This window comes from Alteromonas sp. Cnat2-8 (genome assembly GCF_022348355.1).
In the GTDB taxonomy this organism is placed as follows: domain Bacteria; phylum Pseudomonadota; class Gammaproteobacteria; order Enterobacterales; family Alteromonadaceae; genus Alteromonas; species Alteromonas macleodii.
Window position 1 is genome coordinate 221,080 of record NZ_JAKREX010000001.1, and the last position, 15,181, is coordinate 236,260.

13 protein-coding genes are annotated in these 15,181 nt (G+C 44.4%); 1 reads left to right on the forward strand and 12 read right to left on the reverse strand.

Annotation, left to right across the window (positions count from 1 at the left end; genetic code table 11):
• Nucleotides 1-6: 6 nt before the first annotated feature.
• The 4 genes from MHN00_RS20520 to MHN00_RS01005 all read right to left on the reverse strand — a co-directional run bounded on the left by MHN00_RS20520 (nt 7) and on the right by MHN00_RS01005 (nt 4,634).
• Nucleotides 7-507 carry a flagellar protein FlaG gene (locus MHN00_RS20520; RefSeq protein WP_039224830.1) on the reverse strand — a complete coding sequence of 167 codons (501 nt, stop codon included), beginning with the start codon at nt 505-507 and terminating at the stop codon, nt 7-9.
• Nucleotides 508-595: 88 nt separating this feature from the next.
• Nucleotides 596-1,435 carry a flagellin gene (locus MHN00_RS00995; RefSeq protein WP_014975884.1) on the reverse strand — a complete coding sequence of 280 codons (840 nt, stop codon included), beginning with the start codon at nt 1,433-1,435 and terminating at the stop codon, nt 596-598.
• Nucleotides 1,436-2,233: 798 nt separating this feature from the next.
• Nucleotides 2,234-3,082: a flagellin gene (locus MHN00_RS01000; RefSeq protein WP_014975883.1), complete on the reverse strand. Its 849-nt coding sequence runs from the start codon at nt 3,080-3,082 to the stop codon at nt 2,234-2,236.
• A 706-nt stretch (nt 3,083-3,788) separates the two neighbouring features.
• Nucleotides 3,789-4,634 (reverse strand): flagellin, encoded by an 846-nt coding sequence (locus MHN00_RS01005; RefSeq protein WP_014975882.1) that lies wholly within the window; start codon nt 4,632-4,634, stop codon nt 3,789-3,791.
• 239 nt (nt 4,635-4,873) lie between these two features.
• Here MHN00_RS01005 and MHN00_RS01010 point away from each other — a divergent pair, with 239 nt between their 5' ends.
• A complete protein-coding gene (locus MHN00_RS01010; RefSeq protein ID WP_014975881.1) occupies nt 4,874-5,848 on the forward strand; it encodes a hypothetical protein in 975 nt (324 codons plus the stop codon).
• Between the two features lie 6 nt (nt 5,849-5,854).
• On the opposite strand, the gene flgL is transcribed toward MHN00_RS01010, so the two are convergent.
• From flgL to flgE, 8 genes are all read right to left on the reverse strand, one after another.
• Nucleotides 5,855-7,078 carry a flagellar hook-associated protein FlgL gene (flgL, locus tag MHN00_RS01015; protein ID WP_075176129.1) on the reverse strand — a complete coding sequence of 408 codons (1,224 nt, stop codon included), beginning with the start codon at nt 7,076-7,078 and terminating at the stop codon, nt 5,855-5,857.
• A gap of 7 nt (nt 7,079-7,085) precedes the next feature.
• Nucleotides 7,086-9,128, reverse strand: coding sequence for a flagellar hook-associated protein FlgK (gene flgK / locus MHN00_RS01020; RefSeq protein WP_014975879.1), 2,043 nt, complete (start codon nt 9,126-9,128; stop codon nt 7,086-7,088).
• A gap of 16 nt (nt 9,129-9,144) precedes the next feature.
• On the reverse strand, nt 9,145-10,095 hold the full coding sequence (gene flgJ / locus MHN00_RS01025; protein ID WP_014975878.1) for a flagellar assembly peptidoglycan hydrolase FlgJ: 951 nt from the start codon (nt 10,093-10,095) through the stop codon (nt 9,145-9,147).
• 59 nt (nt 10,096-10,154) lie between these two features.
• Nucleotides 10,155-11,267, reverse strand: a complete 1,113-nt coding sequence (locus MHN00_RS01030) for a flagellar basal body P-ring protein FlgI (protein WP_014975877.1) — start codon at nt 11,265-11,267, stop codon at nt 10,155-10,157.
• Nucleotides 11,268-11,289: 22 nt separating this feature from the next.
• Nucleotides 11,290-11,970, reverse strand: a complete 681-nt coding sequence (gene flgH, locus MHN00_RS01035; RefSeq protein WP_014948599.1) for a flagellar basal body L-ring protein FlgH — start codon at nt 11,968-11,970, stop codon at nt 11,290-11,292.
• A gap of 11 nt (nt 11,971-11,981) precedes the next feature.
• Nucleotides 11,982-12,770 (reverse strand): flagellar basal-body rod protein FlgG, encoded by a 789-nt coding sequence (gene flgG, locus MHN00_RS01040; protein WP_014975875.1) that lies wholly within the window; start codon nt 12,768-12,770, stop codon nt 11,982-11,984.
• 46 nt (nt 12,771-12,816) lie between these two features.
• On the reverse strand, nt 12,817-13,560 hold the full coding sequence (locus MHN00_RS01045) for a flagellar basal body rod protein FlgF (RefSeq protein ID WP_012517630.1): 744 nt from the start codon (nt 13,558-13,560) through the stop codon (nt 12,817-12,819).
• A gap of 224 nt (nt 13,561-13,784) precedes the next feature.
• Complete coding sequence (gene flgE, locus MHN00_RS01050; protein ID WP_239299906.1) at nt 13,785-15,170, reverse strand: flagellar hook protein FlgE; 1,386 nt, start codon at nt 15,168-15,170, stop codon at nt 13,785-13,787.
• Nucleotides 15,171-15,181 lie beyond the last annotated feature (11 nt).

Here is a 15,181-nt window from a genome sequence, read left to right on the forward strand (position 1 = left end):
ACCTCATTAAACCTGATTGTTGATAAACACCCCTACGCTATTCCCTACATCCTGCTGTAATTCCTGAATTCTTTCAGCAAGCTTTAAAAGCTCCTCGGAAGGAATCTGCCGAATAACGTCTCCAGATTGACTATCTTTAACTGTCACAACCGAACGATTGGTATTTTCGTCGATTGAAAAAGTTAAATCCCTGTTTTGAACAGTTAGAAATGACTCAACTTTTGCCACCGCCTCTTCAAGGTCAGCAACATTCCTCTCTCCACCTTGGTTATCGACTTCTCCAGATAAACCTTGAGATAAATTTTCATCTTCTACCTCAACGCTGTTGCTTTGAGATGAAGAAGACTTAGCAAGCTCATCTAAACGATTTGCGTCACTGTTAACTTCTTTAGGTGAACTTAAACTGTCTCTTACCGACGATGCTGTATTTGGTGCTGTACCTGTTGAAGTACCTATCGCTGTACTTGATGCAAAAGGCTGACCATTTTGAATATTCGGTATTTCCACGTTTCTACCCCCTTCTGAAACGACAAAACGGGAACCTGCCTAAGCAAGCACCCGTTACATCTCAACTAAGGCTAAATTGTATTATAGCTTATCCAAGCAACGATAGCGCAGTTTGTGGACGCTGGTTGGCCTGGCTCAGAACTGAAACAGATGCTTGCTGAATAATCTGGTTACGCGTTAATTCAGCCGTTTCCGCAGCAAAGTCCGTATCTCTGATTTGAGAGCGTGCCGCAGACAAGTTCTCACTGATGTTACTCAGATTACGAATAGTCGACTGGAATCTGTTTTGAAGCGCACCTAAATCAGCACGAACGCCCCCAACACCAGATATTGCAGCATCGACGGCACTTAATAGCGCGGCAGCACCTGAAGCAGTTTCAACACTATCACCATCAATACCAAGACCGGCTGTACTAAAGCCAGTAATTGATCCTAGGTTACCGGTTGAAAGGTTTACTGAAATCGTTTGACCTGCGTTAGCACCCACTAGGAATGAAGCAGAAAAGTTACCATCTAAGATGTTAACGTTACCAAACTGAGTATCCGTTGCGATACGTGAAATTTCAGTTCGTAGCGCTGATACTTCTTTTTGAAGCGCCAAACGGTCAGCAGAAGAGTTGATGCCGTTTTGCGATTGAATTGATAGCTGGCGAATACGCTGTAGGCTCGTAGTAATCTCACTGATCGCACCTTCAGCTGTTTGTGCTAAAGAAATAGCATCGTTCGCGTTGCGTACTGCTTGGTTCAAGCCTTCAACTTGCGAAGTAAGTCTGTCAGAAATTTGAAGACCTGCAGCATCATCTGCGGCACTGTTAATTCTAAAACCTGAAGACAATCTTTCGAACGACGTGTTAAGACGATCATTTACGTCAAAAAGCTGACGTTGTGCGTTGATCGAAGACACATTTGTGTTAACGAATAAACTCATTGGAATACCTCCTAGGGACTCGTCGACCAATGTGGTACGATCAAATCCTTCCAGTTCAAATTAGCTTGGTCACTACTCCGAGCTAACGCCTCTGTTAAAAGTAAAGTAAATTACCCCTCAACTATTGGTATCGGCCAACCCTTTAGGTTCTTTAGTTTTTTTTTCGTTTTTTTTGTCTTTTTTCGAAACAAACAGATAAGCTACTGAATTAGTTGACAAATAAATTTATAAAAATTTAAAAAGATCACATTTGTTCGGTTGATTTATCAAGCAATGATTAAAACGAGTTAAAGCGTTCAAGAAGGTTTGTCTTTTTCGCAACGAAGCGGCAGTACCTACTTCTCATACGCAAGACAGAATCGGCTTGTTAATTGAACGGCAAAGAATTGGAATGAGAATTGGAAAAAGAATTGGAATGAGAGTACCACTGCATGTCTTATCAATAAGACAGGCGAAATCTTTTACTCTAAATTTAAAGTTGGCATTGATGCTGCAAGGTATATTTTGAACAAATTGTCGTGCTCTGCAATTTGTTTGAAATTGGCGGGATGTTTCGGTATTACTAAAAAAAAAGGCCGAGACTATTTAATCTCGGCCAATTTGCTCACGTTAGGAGATTGAGCAAATTCAGTTTCTGTCGGCTGGCAGGTATTTAGTAGGATAAACTGGCCTCTCAACCAACACTTCTACACTCTCAGTCCTGTTAGTCGACGCTTTCTCAAAGGGGCGGCCTTACGGCCGCTATCCTTTTTCAGGGGATGGCCTCTCAACTCCTTCCCAAATTCAAGCGTCTTTTAATTAACCACCTAGTAGTGAAAGTGCAGCCTGTGGACGCTGGTTAGCCTGTGCCAGGATAGTAGTACTAGCTTGCTGTAAAATCTGGTTGCGGCTTAGTTCTGCCGTTTCGGTGGCAAAGTCTGCATCTTTGATTCGCGATCTTGCCGCTGATACGTTCTCTGAGATATTGCTCAGGTTTCTAATCGTAGATTGGAATCTGTTTTGAATAGCACCCAAATCTGCGCGAAGGCCACCAATTGCAGAGATTGCTGCATCTACATCGTCAAGAAGAGCAGACGCACCCGCTGCGGTCAAAACGTCGGCAGATATAATTCCAAGCCCTGTAGCACTGAAGCCGTTAACACCTGCTGCGGTTAATGCTTGAGTCGATAGATTCACTGAAATTGTTTGTCCAGAGTTTGCGCCTACCAAAAAGCTAGCAGAGAACACACCTGAAAGAATACTAACACCAGCAAACTCAGTTGTTGTTGCGATACGTGAAATTTCAGTTCTCAATGCAGAAACTTCTTTTTGCAGCGCCGCTCGGTCAGCTGAGCTATTAATACCGTTCTGCGATTGAATCGCCAACGTACGAATACGTTGTAGAGCAGTGGTAGTTTCAGCCATCGCACCTTCAGCAGTTTGTGCTAGTGAAATACCGTCGTTAGCATTTCGTACCGCTTGATCCAAACCTTGAATTTGCGAGGTCATACGGTCAGTAATTTGCAGTCCCGCGGCATCGTCTGCAGCACTGTTAATTCTAAAACCAGATGAAAGACGTTCAAACGCGGTGCTTAAGTTATTACCGGTAGTGAACAATTGACGTTGTGCATTCAAAGATGACACGTTGGTATTAACAAATAGACTCATGGGTCTCTCCTAACAGTTTCGAGTGTTGCGCTATTGGTTTTATTATTTGCGCGATTAGTTTAAATATTTGGCATAGCCTGTGCTTTGAATTACATGTCAGTTTAATCTGACGTTTCATTGGCACACTACCAATGGAACTTGCTAAGTAGAGAAGTTACTTCTCTTTGCTGGTCGGTGGGTTTGGTGTTCCAGAACCTCAAACCTCTCACTACCTCCTGGCTCTAATCTCGCCGGTCAGCAGCTCTAACCATTCATCAGCAAACTCCATTTTTTATCGACCTTTACTTGAATTTACTTTAGTAATTTTTTCAAATAATTTTATTCGATTTAAAGCACTGTTTTTCCTAACTTTTAAATACAGTTAATTTAAAAAAACTTGTATTCAAACTGTGCTTTTTACGCTCTTAAACATTAGCTTTAGAAGCGTAGAGAAAAGAAACATGGTTTATCTCCCCTTTGTAATAGTTATCGTCAAAGATCGAATTTTACTTTAGGTATTTTTTGCTAATTTTTAGAAAAACGGCGGATATAAATTAAAAATCTATATATTCCAGAGTGTTAGAGGGTAATTTTACGTGCACGAATAGTATAAATGAGGGGAATGACGCGTTTGAAAGGTCGGTATATAGAAAAGCTGGTCTTCAAAAGACCAGCTTTGAACGCACGTGAACTAGAGCACTACCTCCTGGCTTCACGTTAATGGCGATTAGCCTAGAAGCTGTAAAGCAGCCTGAGGACGCTGGTTAGCCTGAGATAATACAGTAGTACTTGCCTGCTGAATGATCTGGTTACGCGTCAAGTTAGCGGTTTCCGTAGCAAAATCTGTATCTTTAATCTGTGAACGTGCAGCCGACACGTTTTCAGAGATATTGCTTAGGTTACGAATAGTTGACTGGAAGCGGTTTTGCAAAGCACCCAAATCAGCTCGTAAGCTACCAATAGCAGAAATTGCGCTGTCCACATTATCAAGAATTGTAGAAGCATTTTCTGCTGAAAGAACATCACCAGTGCCAATACCAAGACCCGATGGGCCAAAACCTGAAACACCCGCAGCAGTAAGCGTAGGTGTAGACAAGTTAACAGAAATTGTCTGACCCGAGTTTGCACCTACTAGGAACGAAGCAGAGAACGCACCTGAAAGGATACTTACACCAGCAAATTCAGTGGTTGTAGCGATACGTGAAATTTCTGTACGTAGTGCAGATACTTCTTTTTGAAGCGCTGCGCGGTCTGCAGAACTGTTGATACCGTTTTGTGATTGAATAGCTAGAGTACGAATACGTTGAAGTGCTGTTGTTGTCTCAGACAACGCGCCTTCAGCAGTTTGCGACAATGAAATCGCATCGTTAGCATTACGAACGGCTTGGTTTAGACCTTCGATTTGTGAGGTCATACGATCGGTAATCTGAAGACCTGCAGCATCATCAGCAGCGCTGTTGATACGGAAGCCTGAAGATAAACGTTCAAATGAAGTACTCAATGAATTGCTTACATCAAAAAGCTGACGCTGGGCATTCAATGAGGATACATTGGTATTAACGAACATAGACATAAAGTCTCTCCTACACTCTCAGTCCAGCGTGCGCTGGCTGTCGGGATTTCCGACGTTTTGTTTTAGTAGTCATCAAGACCTGAGGGGTAATTGATGAACTGGCTCTCTCAGAAACTGTATCGACAACATATAAATTCTCTTTAGAAAAAATTACGATATTTGCCGATTAGCGGTAATATATTGCCGCTCGACGAGACAAGAACTTTCAGTAACCATCAGATTTTTAAAGGAGATTTCAATTGAAACAAAAACTTCAAATAGTTGAAATTAGTCGTGTATCACCACCTGCAGTTCATGCAGCCTTTACTGATTTGATGGAGAATCCCTTCGACAAAAGTAGCAGTTCACTGCTGTGCTGCTATCGCCAAGCAACAGATCATGTGAGCAGAGATGGCGCTATTGTTATCCTTACTTTGCGTAAAGAAACGTTAGAAGTGATCAACAAAGTATTGATTAAAGAGCTCGGTACCGATTTAAGAGATCCTAAATTGATGTACGACGGTCAAAGAGCAATAGTAACGGCCTTCGCTAAGACAATTGATGAAAATGAACAAGCACATACTAAGATGCTAAGTGTTTTCTCCACAACTGGACAATCTTGGTCTAGCAAACACTGGTTCGGCGATGATGGCTGGTGGATATGGAAGCCGCAATGGATAAACAACAAGGCATTCGGCTTTGCTTATCACCGCCCCGCTGATTACATTTCGCTTTACGAAGGCGACCCCACCCGCGCAATGCGCGTCCACAAACCAAACGTTTTCGGTCTTGCTAAAAATAACAAGGGATTCCCAAATGAAAGCGCCCTCTTGTTTGACCACGACGGTGAAGCAACAGTATTTTTAAGACGAGATGCCGATACATTTTCTGCTCAATTTGGCACATCTACGCCTCCCTATACAAAGTGGTTCTGGCATGACTTGGGAATTTATATTGGTGGGCCTTGTGCCATAGCGCTCACTAAAACAACATTCCTTGTTGCTGGTCGGCATGTGAACTGGGAAACCAGAGAGTTTTCGACACGACTTTGGCATTTCGATAAGACAAATAAAACACTAACCGAAATACTAACAATGCCCAGTAGCGGTGATACAAGTTATCCTGGCCTGATATTAGATAATGATCTACTTTACATGTCTTACTATTCAAGCCATATAGATAATCAGGCTAGAGTCTATGTAGCCAAAATTGATGGGGTTAAGTCGTTATTTTAACCCCGGCTAAATGTAGTTAAATAAGGAAAGGTTGGAAATTTGCGGAAATGTTGCCAGTGCCGCACTTAACGCAGTTTCCTGTTTCGCAAATTCAGTCGATGCTTCAGCGTAGTCAACATCTTGAATTGAAGAGCGCTGGGCTTTCGCTGCAATTTCCATGTCTAGGTTACTTTCATAAGTACTTTCAGCGATATTCAAGCGACTTCCCAAGGAAGCGCGCTCTAGAGATATTTTCTCTAGGCCGTTATCCAGACCTACCAATGCATCGGCGATAGCATCCTGTAGCGCTCCATGATTAATTGAAGTGTCTGATAGTAAAGACTGCACTTCATGGATTGTTTGAGCCATGCTTTTTTTCTCAGGTTGATCTAGAGAAAAACTGATCGAGTCGCCTGGTGACGCAACGGCTTCAAATTGCATACCTTTCAGCGTAAAGGGCTCTCCTGAGGTGTAGCCTACCGTTTCAATAACTGCACCACTGTTTTGATTAACAAGCTGAGCCTGACCTGTTCCGAGAAAATCTACCCTAAAGTCGTTGTTTGTTAGGTTAGCATTATCATAATTATTATTAAAAAAGGTATCGAAAGTACCTTGCTCCTTAATTGTCGCTCCCTCTAACGAGGTTACCGTATTCGCTGTTACTGAAAAGTTGAAACGAGATAGTACGTTCTCAAAAACTTCATACCCGTTACTGGTAGACTGAATCTTCGAGCTATTTGAAAGCTGAATGAAGTTTACGCCGGCATCGCCTGAAAAGGATATTGCATTACCTCCCGAAGCCGGGTTAAAAGTAAATGCTTGATTGCCAGATTGATAACCTGCGTACAGGTAATTACCATCTGCATCCTGCGTGTTCATCAAATCAAATATTTCGAGCTTAATTTGCTCTAACTCTGACCCGATAGCTCGTTTGTCAGGATCATCCAAAATGCCATTTCCCGCCTGAACGATTAATGTTCTAGCACGGTTAACCGAATTGGTAATATTCGTCAATACCGCTTCCTGCTGTTCGAGCGAACCTGTTACTAGATCATTGTTGCGCTGAAATTGGGTTAGCTCATCGATTTCTTCGGTTAAACGTAATACTTTTGCCGCACCAACGGGGTCGTCACTCGGAGTGATAATGCGTTTTCCAGAAGCTAGCTGCTCTTGAGTCTTTGCCAAATCGCCCTGATTTTGCATAATCGAGCGCATGTTTTGATCATAAATTTGATTCGTTGATATACGCATAACTCACCTACCTTGCTGACTGCAAAATGGTATTAAACAATTCTTGCGCCGTAGACAAAATTCGCGCTGCGGCAGCATAGCTTTGTTGATACTTTATTAAATTTGCGGCTTCTTCGTCTAAGCTAACGCCAGAGACAGACTCAAACCAATTCTTCGATTGAACCTTCATGGCTTCCGCCGAAGCAAGTGTTACTTTTGCCATCGAGGCATCTTCACCAATTCGGCCAACCATAGATGCATAAGCATCTTGGAAGGTACGTGGTGTATTCGTTGCCTCACTGCTGACTTGCACGGTATTTTCGTTTTGAATAGCCGCTAAATTAAGCGCATTACTGTTATCGTTAAAGCCATCTGTATTATAGCTGATCGAGAAACTATCCCCAGCTTTTGGCACGCCATCCAAGCTCAAATCAAAGCCTGGATCTGGGCTTATTCCCGCTTGACTAATGAGGTTAGTTAAATCAGTTGTGCCAGTTACTGTAGCTAAAACATTACCGCTTCCATCTACAACGTCGTATGTATCTGCGGCCGTAAAGTTAATTTGAGCTGGCGCTGAATTTAACAGCCCACCCGCTCCGTCAAAAGCAGAAGCGCCGACTTCTGTGTTAGATACCGTAACGTCAATGACATTTGCGCTTCCCAAATTTGTATTATTTGCACCTGCTCTCACCGGGCTTGCAAACGCTAAATCTTCAGGGCGATTTGTCTCTAGTGTAATCTTAGACGCGATATCTTTAGTTGGCTGAATGAGAAACTCATTACCCACGGTATAGGGATCGGTTCCTGAGAAATCAACTTCAATACCACCGGGCAATTCATTAAACCCAGCTGTAACCGCGTAATTGGAATAGATAATATCATTGCCAGAAGCGTCTTTTTTCGGTGTGCCATCTGCATTTAATAGCGTAATTTCTATTTGACTAGGCACGCCCGCAGTTACTGCCGTAACCTCAATTTTGTAGTCAGCATCCGTTAGCTCTGCACCTTTACCTTCGGTAATTTGTGCAGTTACAACATAGTCACCATTGGTATCGCTATATGCTAATCCGCGAAACGAAGGTATATCGAAAATATTGCTACCAAGTTGGCCGTCTAAGTCCATCCCCAATTTATTTTGCGTATTCATTGCATCGGCGAATGCTACTGATAGCTGACCAACATCCCGCATTGCAGGGCCTAAAATTTCGTTTCTGTACCCGAATAAACCGCCAAGTGCGCCACCTAAATCATCTTCTACGATACGTATTGAGGCATCAGCTTTTGTCTGTGAGCCAAAGTTTGTTTCTAGTTTGAGCTGCTTGAACGTTAAGTCAGCATTAGTATTCAGTTCAAATAAATTAAATGCGCCATTTTCTAATACCAATGACTCACCAGAAGTCAGGTTAATTGTTACCGCTCCATTTTGCGTGGTGCTTTCTTTAACTGTTATTCCCATGATTGAAGCGAGCTCGTCTATCGCTTGATCTCTCTCATTAAGCAATGCGCTAGGCTGGTCGCTGGTATTGTTACCATTGGCAATAACAATATTGCGATTTAGATCGCCAATATTGCCAATCAAGGTGTTCGCTCGATTCACCATCGACGTGAACTCTAGGTTTAATTCTTCTTCTTTCTCCAACATATAATCAGACAGTGTCTTCATTCGTTGGTACAAAGACTCAGATTTCCCTAACACTTGGTCGCGAGACGCCAGGTTAGTAGGATCGTCAGCAGCTGTTTGCAACGCGGCGAAGTACTCGCTCAATCCTTGGGAGATTGAGTTAGCCTCACTCGCTAGTAGATTGTCAATGGCCGCTGTTTTACTAGAGAATGTCTCAAGCTCGCCGACAGAAGTAATGTCCCTGCGCAATTGATTTTGAGCAAATACGTTGATGATACGTTCGGTATTGCCGATCTCTACACCGAAGACTTGGCTGTTTTGAAGCTCAGTGCGCTCGCGAACATAGCCTGGCGTGTTGACGTTGGCAATATTGTTACTGGTCGTTTGTAATAGCTTACTACTGGCGTTAACACCACTGGTGGCTAATGAGAATAAATCGACAGAACTCACAATGTAATCTCCAATGCTATGGCATTAACGTGCTGAGACGATCGCTGTTATACACTGCCATTATCTTGCGCGCGTATTCAGGGTCGGTAGCGTAACCCGCTTCTTGAAGCGCATGGGTATAGCGCGCTGCGTCAGAAGCATTCTCGACAGCATGGCTGTAGCGAGGCTGTGATGTGATAAAGCGTCCATAGTCTTCCATTGCGTCTTCTACTGACGAGTAGGACCTAAAAGCAGCCTTTTGTTTTTGCGGTAGTCCATTGTTAAATTCCAACGTGTCGACTACAGCCTGCTCTCCTTGCCATCCCTTATTTGCTTTGATGCCAAATAAGTTGTGCGAGCTTTCCCCATCCGCTTTATGGATAACAAATTTGCCCCACCCGGTTTCAACCGCGGCTTGGGAAATTATTGCTTTAGGATCCATTCCGTATTTTGCTGCCACTTTCTCAGCTATTGGCATTAGGCTCTCTACAAACTGCTCGGGACTTTCGAACATGGCATCTTTTTGTGCTGACTGGCTGCGAATAGACTGTGAAGAAAGGGCAATATCCTGCGCCTCAGTTACGTTGTACACACGGTTTCTGTTAAGTGATGATAAGTCTCCGTCACTTCTGATTACACTGGCAGGCGTATAGCTATCCTCAGTTTGACCTAACTGTTTAACAATGACATCAGCGAGACCTAAACCGCCACCGGAAGTGAGGTCTGTCGCTAGCTGTTGGTCGTGCATATCACGATAAAACTTAACTTGCTGTGAATTAAATGGGCTATTTTCGTCAGCAAGGGCATCTTGTGCTTTACGCATTGATTTCAACATCATTTGCACAAATATCGCTTCAAACTGCTGGGCAGCTTCTTGCAATACCGTCTCGTCGCCCGACGCAATGGCTTCACGCATTTTGTTTATGCTGCCCATATCGTGGACATTGCGAGCCATATCAAGCTGACTTTTTGTGCTAAGTGATTCCATCGTGCTTATTCCGCTGTGACTTTATTTTACTAACGTCTCGTAAATGCTCTTTGCTCGTTTTAAATAATAACGAGCTCTCCACGCAATGCGCCTGCTTGACGTAATGCTTCCAAAATTGCCATTAAATCGCCCGGCGCAGCGCCCACCTCATTTACCGCGCGCACAAGCTGGTCCAGAGTAACGCCTGGCTCAAACTTAAACATGCGGCTATCTGCCAAATCGACATCAACAATCGACTGAGTGGTAACGGCAGTCTGCCCTTCACCAAACGCGTTAGGTTGAGAAACTTGCTGATTTTCAGAGATGGTCACCGTTAGCCCGCCGTGAGTAATTGCTGCTGGTAACAAGCGAACGTCACTGCCAATAACAATGGTGCCTGTGCGGCTGTTTATTACCACACGCGCTGGCGCATCAGCTGGTGTAAATTCGAAGTTTTCTAAGGTAGCCAAAAAGCCCACGCGCTGACCGACATCTCGCGGGGCCGACACGCGAACAGACGCTGCATCAATGGGCTTAGCAATAACATAGCCATTTTCCGGCTGTGCACCTAAGCGCTCGTTGATCGTATCTGCAAGCGACTTGGCTGTTGAGAAATCTGGATAATGGAGGTTAAGCGTTAACGTGTCGCCATTGGCAAAGCCTGTTGGTACAGATTGCTCTACCATCGCACCGTTTGGAATTCTGCCTACCGTTGGCGTATTAACGACAATACGAGAGCCATCACCGCCTTGTGCGCCAAACCCGCTCACGACTAAGCTGCCTTGCGCTACAGCGTAGACTTTACCGTCAACACCGCGAAGAAACGTCTGGAGCAGCGTTCCGCCTTGAAGACTGGCCGCTTCGCCAACTGAAGAAACCGTAATATCAATGGTTTGTCCGGGTTTTGCAAAAGCAGGCAGGTCGGCGTGTACCGCCACTGCGGCCACGTTTCGTATTTTTGGCTTGGTGTTAGCGTCAAGACTGATACCAAAGTTGCGCAGCATGGTTCTGAAACTTTGTTCGGTAAACGGGCTTTGTTCACCCGTTCCAGGCAAACCTACAACAAGACCATATCCCACTAATTGGTTACTACGTACGCCTTGAATACTCGCTACATCTTTAATGCGCTGCGCACCTGCCTGTGAAGATAAAAGCATTGTGAAAGCGGCTAATACTACTGAAAACAAACGCATGTTCACTCTCCTATCCTAAAACCTAAAGAGGCCACCAAGCAGAATCAAAGAACTTGGTTAACCAACCCTTTTCTTGTGCTCGCGCAAAACTTCCCGTACCCGAATATTGGATACGCGCATTTGCAACCTTAGTGGACACGATTTCATTCTCGGGACTAATGTCTGCCGGACGAATGATACCGGTAAGACGAATATATTCATCGCCCTGATTCAGGGTTAGCCACTTTTCGCCACGAATAACAAGGTTGCTGTTAGGAAGTACGTCGACCACAGTAACTGAGATAGCGCCGTTTAAGCTGTTGCTTTGGTTAGCAGTGGCATCACCGGAGAAATCTCGGGATGAACTTATTCCTAATTGTACGGACTCTCCGCCAATGTTTATCGCCTGCCCAGCAAGCCCGGTAATAGGATTAAGATTGACGTTTGAATCTTTCGCTGTGCTAGTGTCGGCTGATTTGCTCGCTTGGGTATTCTCGCTTAACGTTACAGTGATGATGTCACCGACTCTTCTTGCGGTAACGTCAGAATATAAGTTATTAGCAAGCTGCGAACGAAAAAGCGAGCCATCCTCTACTACCGTTTCACGCGGGTAATCTGGCACTACCGGTGCAAACGACGGGTCGTTTGCCTGAACGGGAGGCTCGTTTGTACTGGCGCAACCGCCAAGTATCAGAAGTGCAGCAGATAAACCTAAAATACGCATGATGCTACCTACTAAAGTTGCTGAATAACCTGACCAAGCATTTGGTCGACCGATGAGATAACCTTTGAGTTCATCTCATACAAGCGCTGGCTTTCGATAAGGTTTACTAACTCTTCGGTCACGTTTACGTTAGAGGTTTCCAACGTGCCTTGTGAGATATAACCCAATCCTTGCAGACCAGGGACCCCCTGAATAGGCGCACCGCTTGACGCTGTCTCTACATAAAGATTTTGTCCGGTTGGTTGTAATCCGGTTGGGTTAACAAAGTCAGAAATATTAAGCTGACCGAGTACCTGCGGTTCAGCTTGGCCCCGTATGCTCACGCTAATTTCACCATCTTGAGAAATTGTGATTTGTTGCGCATCTTCGGGAATAGCCACTTCAGGCTGAAGCAAAAAACCCGCGCCAGATGTAACAATTTGGCCTTGGTCGTTCAGTGAAAACTGACCATTTCTTGAATATGCAATGGTGCCGTCTGGCTGCAATATTTCAAAGTAACCACGACCTTGAATTGACATATCAAGCGCGTTTTCAGTGGTTAACAGGTTACCTTGCGTATGTGCTTTTTGAGTAGCAACGACCTTCGAGCCTGAACCAAGCATAAGCCCAGAAGGAAGCTCTGTGTCAGCAGACGAACGACCGCCTGGCTGATTGATATTCTGATAAAGCAAATCTTCAAACACCGCGCGGTCTTTTTTAAAGCCCACAGTTGACGCATTGGCTAGGTTGTTAGATACCACTGCCACATCAGTCTGTGCGGCGTCTAGTCCGGTTTTACTTATCCATAGTGCTGGATGCATGTTAACCTCCGACGTTGCTCATGGGGCAACGATGATAAAAATTCGTTTACAGAATGCGTAATAACGCATTGCCACTTTGATCTAGTTTCTCTGCTTGCTTCATCATTTTGACTTGAAGCTCGTAGTGACGTTGCAGACTTATCATGTCTACCATTTCGTCAACCGCATTGACGTTGGAACCTTCAAGCATGCCCGACATTACTTTCACGTTGGCATTGGCTGGCGCTATTGAGCCATCTTCCATTCTAAATAAGCCGTCGTTCCCACGTTCCATGTCTGCATAGTTTGGGCTAACTAATTTAAGTCGCCCCACTTCTTCAATAACATTGGCAGGGGCACCTAACTGTCTCATTGACAACGTGCCATCGGCCGCAATATTGAGATTATCTAAAGGAACAGGAAGGAATATTGGCCCATTGTCACCAAGCACGACGCGATCGTGGATATCTGTCAAAATTCCGTCATCGCCTAACTTGAAATTTCCATCACGCGAGTAAGCTTCTTGACCATTTTGATCTTGTACAGCGAACCAACCATCACCTTGGATGGCTACGTCTAAGTCGCGGTCTGTTTTAATCATCGGACCCGACTCGTAATTATTCGACGGGCTTTCTGTCATGGAAAACACGCGAGTCGGCAAACCTTCGCCGTAGGCCGGCATTGACCTTGCCTGCTCTAACTGCGCTCTGAATCCCGTTGTCTGTGCATTAGCCAAGTTATTGGCCCTAATCCCTGTTCCGAGAAGGTCTTGGGAGGCGCCACTTGCTGAAATATAGAGAAGTTTGTCCATGACTGACTTTTGACTCTGATTAAACCTTAAACAAGATTTTGCAAAGGCAGTGCCAATCTGTGGATATTTAGTGCAATTGAAAAATAAGGGCGGTATTGAATTGATATATATAGAAAAATAAAAAGGTCGCATTGTTGCGACCTTTCTAAATCGGGTCAAATAGGTACGGTTTTCCGCGCCTAAAATTTGCCGCTTAGCAATCTGCTAATGTAGCTTACTGCAAACTATCGAATGTTAAGGATAGTCTGGTTTAGCGAGTTGTTCACTTCAAGCGCACGCGAGTTTGCCTGGAAGTTACGCTGAGCGATAATCATATCGATGAGCTCAGTGGTAAGGTTAACGTTAGCTTGTTCTAGCGCCGAAGAGTTAATTTCGCCGAAAGTACCAGTTGTTGCTTCACCCGCTAGTGCCTCACCAGAAAGAATACTTTCCTTCCACTGAGTACTGCTCTCTTGAGTTAGGCCTTGTTCATTAGAAAAGCGAACCAAAGCGACACGAACAATAGGTTCAGACGTACCATTAGAGAACGTTGCACGAACCAGGCCGTCAGGACCGATATCGATACCCGTCAATCGACCTACAGGCAAACCATCCTGTTCTAATGATGTAACCTCGAACGCAGAGGCGAACTGAGTCGGCTCATTAGGCGTAGCGCTATTAACATCGAGGTTGAAATCTATACTTATTTGCTGCGTAGGATCTGAGCCATTAGCAAGAATACCTGCGCCTAGCGCTTCTGTTTCCATTTTGAAATCAAGTGTAGGTAGGCCATCAGGCGTTTCCATACCAACGAAATCACCGCCTTGAGAGAAGATGAGTTTAGATGCTGTTACGGCGTTACCAGTGTTACCACCGACACTATTTACTGCTGTTGCTGGGTCTGTGTCATTACCCGCTGAATCTGTCATATCAACTAGCGTGTCATCGATTGCAGTAGCAACATACCACTCATTATCAACACCCGGTGTCGCATCCTTTATGAAGTAATAGGTCATTACGTGACTATCACCTAACGAATCGTAAACGGTTACCGATGTTGCTGCGTTGTAGGTAAGCGGATCTTCAGGGTCAAAATCTTGTGGATCTAGGGCTGCATCACCAGCAGGCAAGTTCATTCGAATGTCAACTTCTGTGGTTTGTGCGGGAGAACCCGAAGAATCTGGGATACGTACTGGCTCTGTAGTACTAAGTGCTACCGAGGCACTTGTACCATCAGAGTTAACGGGGAAACCCAATAAGTTATCGCCGTTACTGTTAACCACGAAATTGTCGCTATCTAACTTGAACTGACCCGCACGTGTGAACGAGAAGTCGCGAGACGTAATTTCAGGTACTGTCGCAAAGAAACCATTACCTGTGATCGCCAAATCAAGCGAGGTATTGGTAAACTGAAGGCTACCTTGAGAAAATTGCTGAGCAACTTCTTGAGTGAGTACACCGTCACCTACTTTAGTTTTGCCACCTGAAAGCAGTGATGCCGCATAAACATCGCCAAATTCAGCGCGAGATTCTTTAAAGCCAACTGTATTTACGTTTGCGATGTTGTTGGCGGTTACATCCAAATCTTTTTGTGCGGCTGATACGCCACTCAGTGCAATATTAAAAGACATTATTGATTCTC

Bases quoted from the DNA above. Each gene is read 5' to 3' on its own strand.
- flgE (WP_239299906.1), bottom strand. From the start codon at position 15,170: ATGTCTTTTAATATTGCACTGAGTGGCGTATCAGCCGCACAAAAAGAT.
- flgJ (WP_014975878.1), bottom strand. From the start codon at position 10,095: ATGGAATCACTTAGCACAAAAAGTCAGCTTGATATGGCTCGCAATGTC.
- flgG (WP_014975875.1), bottom strand. From the start codon at position 12,770: ATGCATCCAGCACTATGGATAAGTAAAACCGGACTAGACGCCGCACAG.
- flgL (WP_075176129.1), bottom strand. From the start codon at position 7,078: ATGCGTATATCAACGAATCAAATTTATGATCAAAACATGCGCTCGATT.
- flgH (WP_014948599.1), bottom strand. From the start codon at position 11,970: ATGCGTATTTTAGGTTTATCTGCTGCACTTCTGATACTTGGCGGTTGC.
- MHN00_RS01045 (WP_012517630.1), bottom strand. From the start codon at position 13,560: ATGGACAAACTTCTCTATATTTCAGCAAGTGGCGCCTCCCAAGACCTT.
- MHN00_RS01030 (WP_014975877.1), bottom strand. From the start codon at position 11,267: ATGCGTTTGTTTTCAGTAGTATTAGCCGCTTTCACAATGCTTTTATCT.
- MHN00_RS01000 (WP_014975883.1), bottom strand. From the start codon at position 3,082: ATGAGTCTATTTGTTAATACCAACGTGTCATCTTTGAATGCACAACGT.
- MHN00_RS00995 (WP_014975884.1), bottom strand. From the start codon at position 1,435: ATGAGTTTATTCGTTAACACAAATGTGTCTTCGATCAACGCACAACGT.
- MHN00_RS01005 (WP_014975882.1), bottom strand. From the start codon at position 4,634: ATGTCTATGTTCGTTAATACCAATGTATCCTCATTGAATGCCCAGCGT.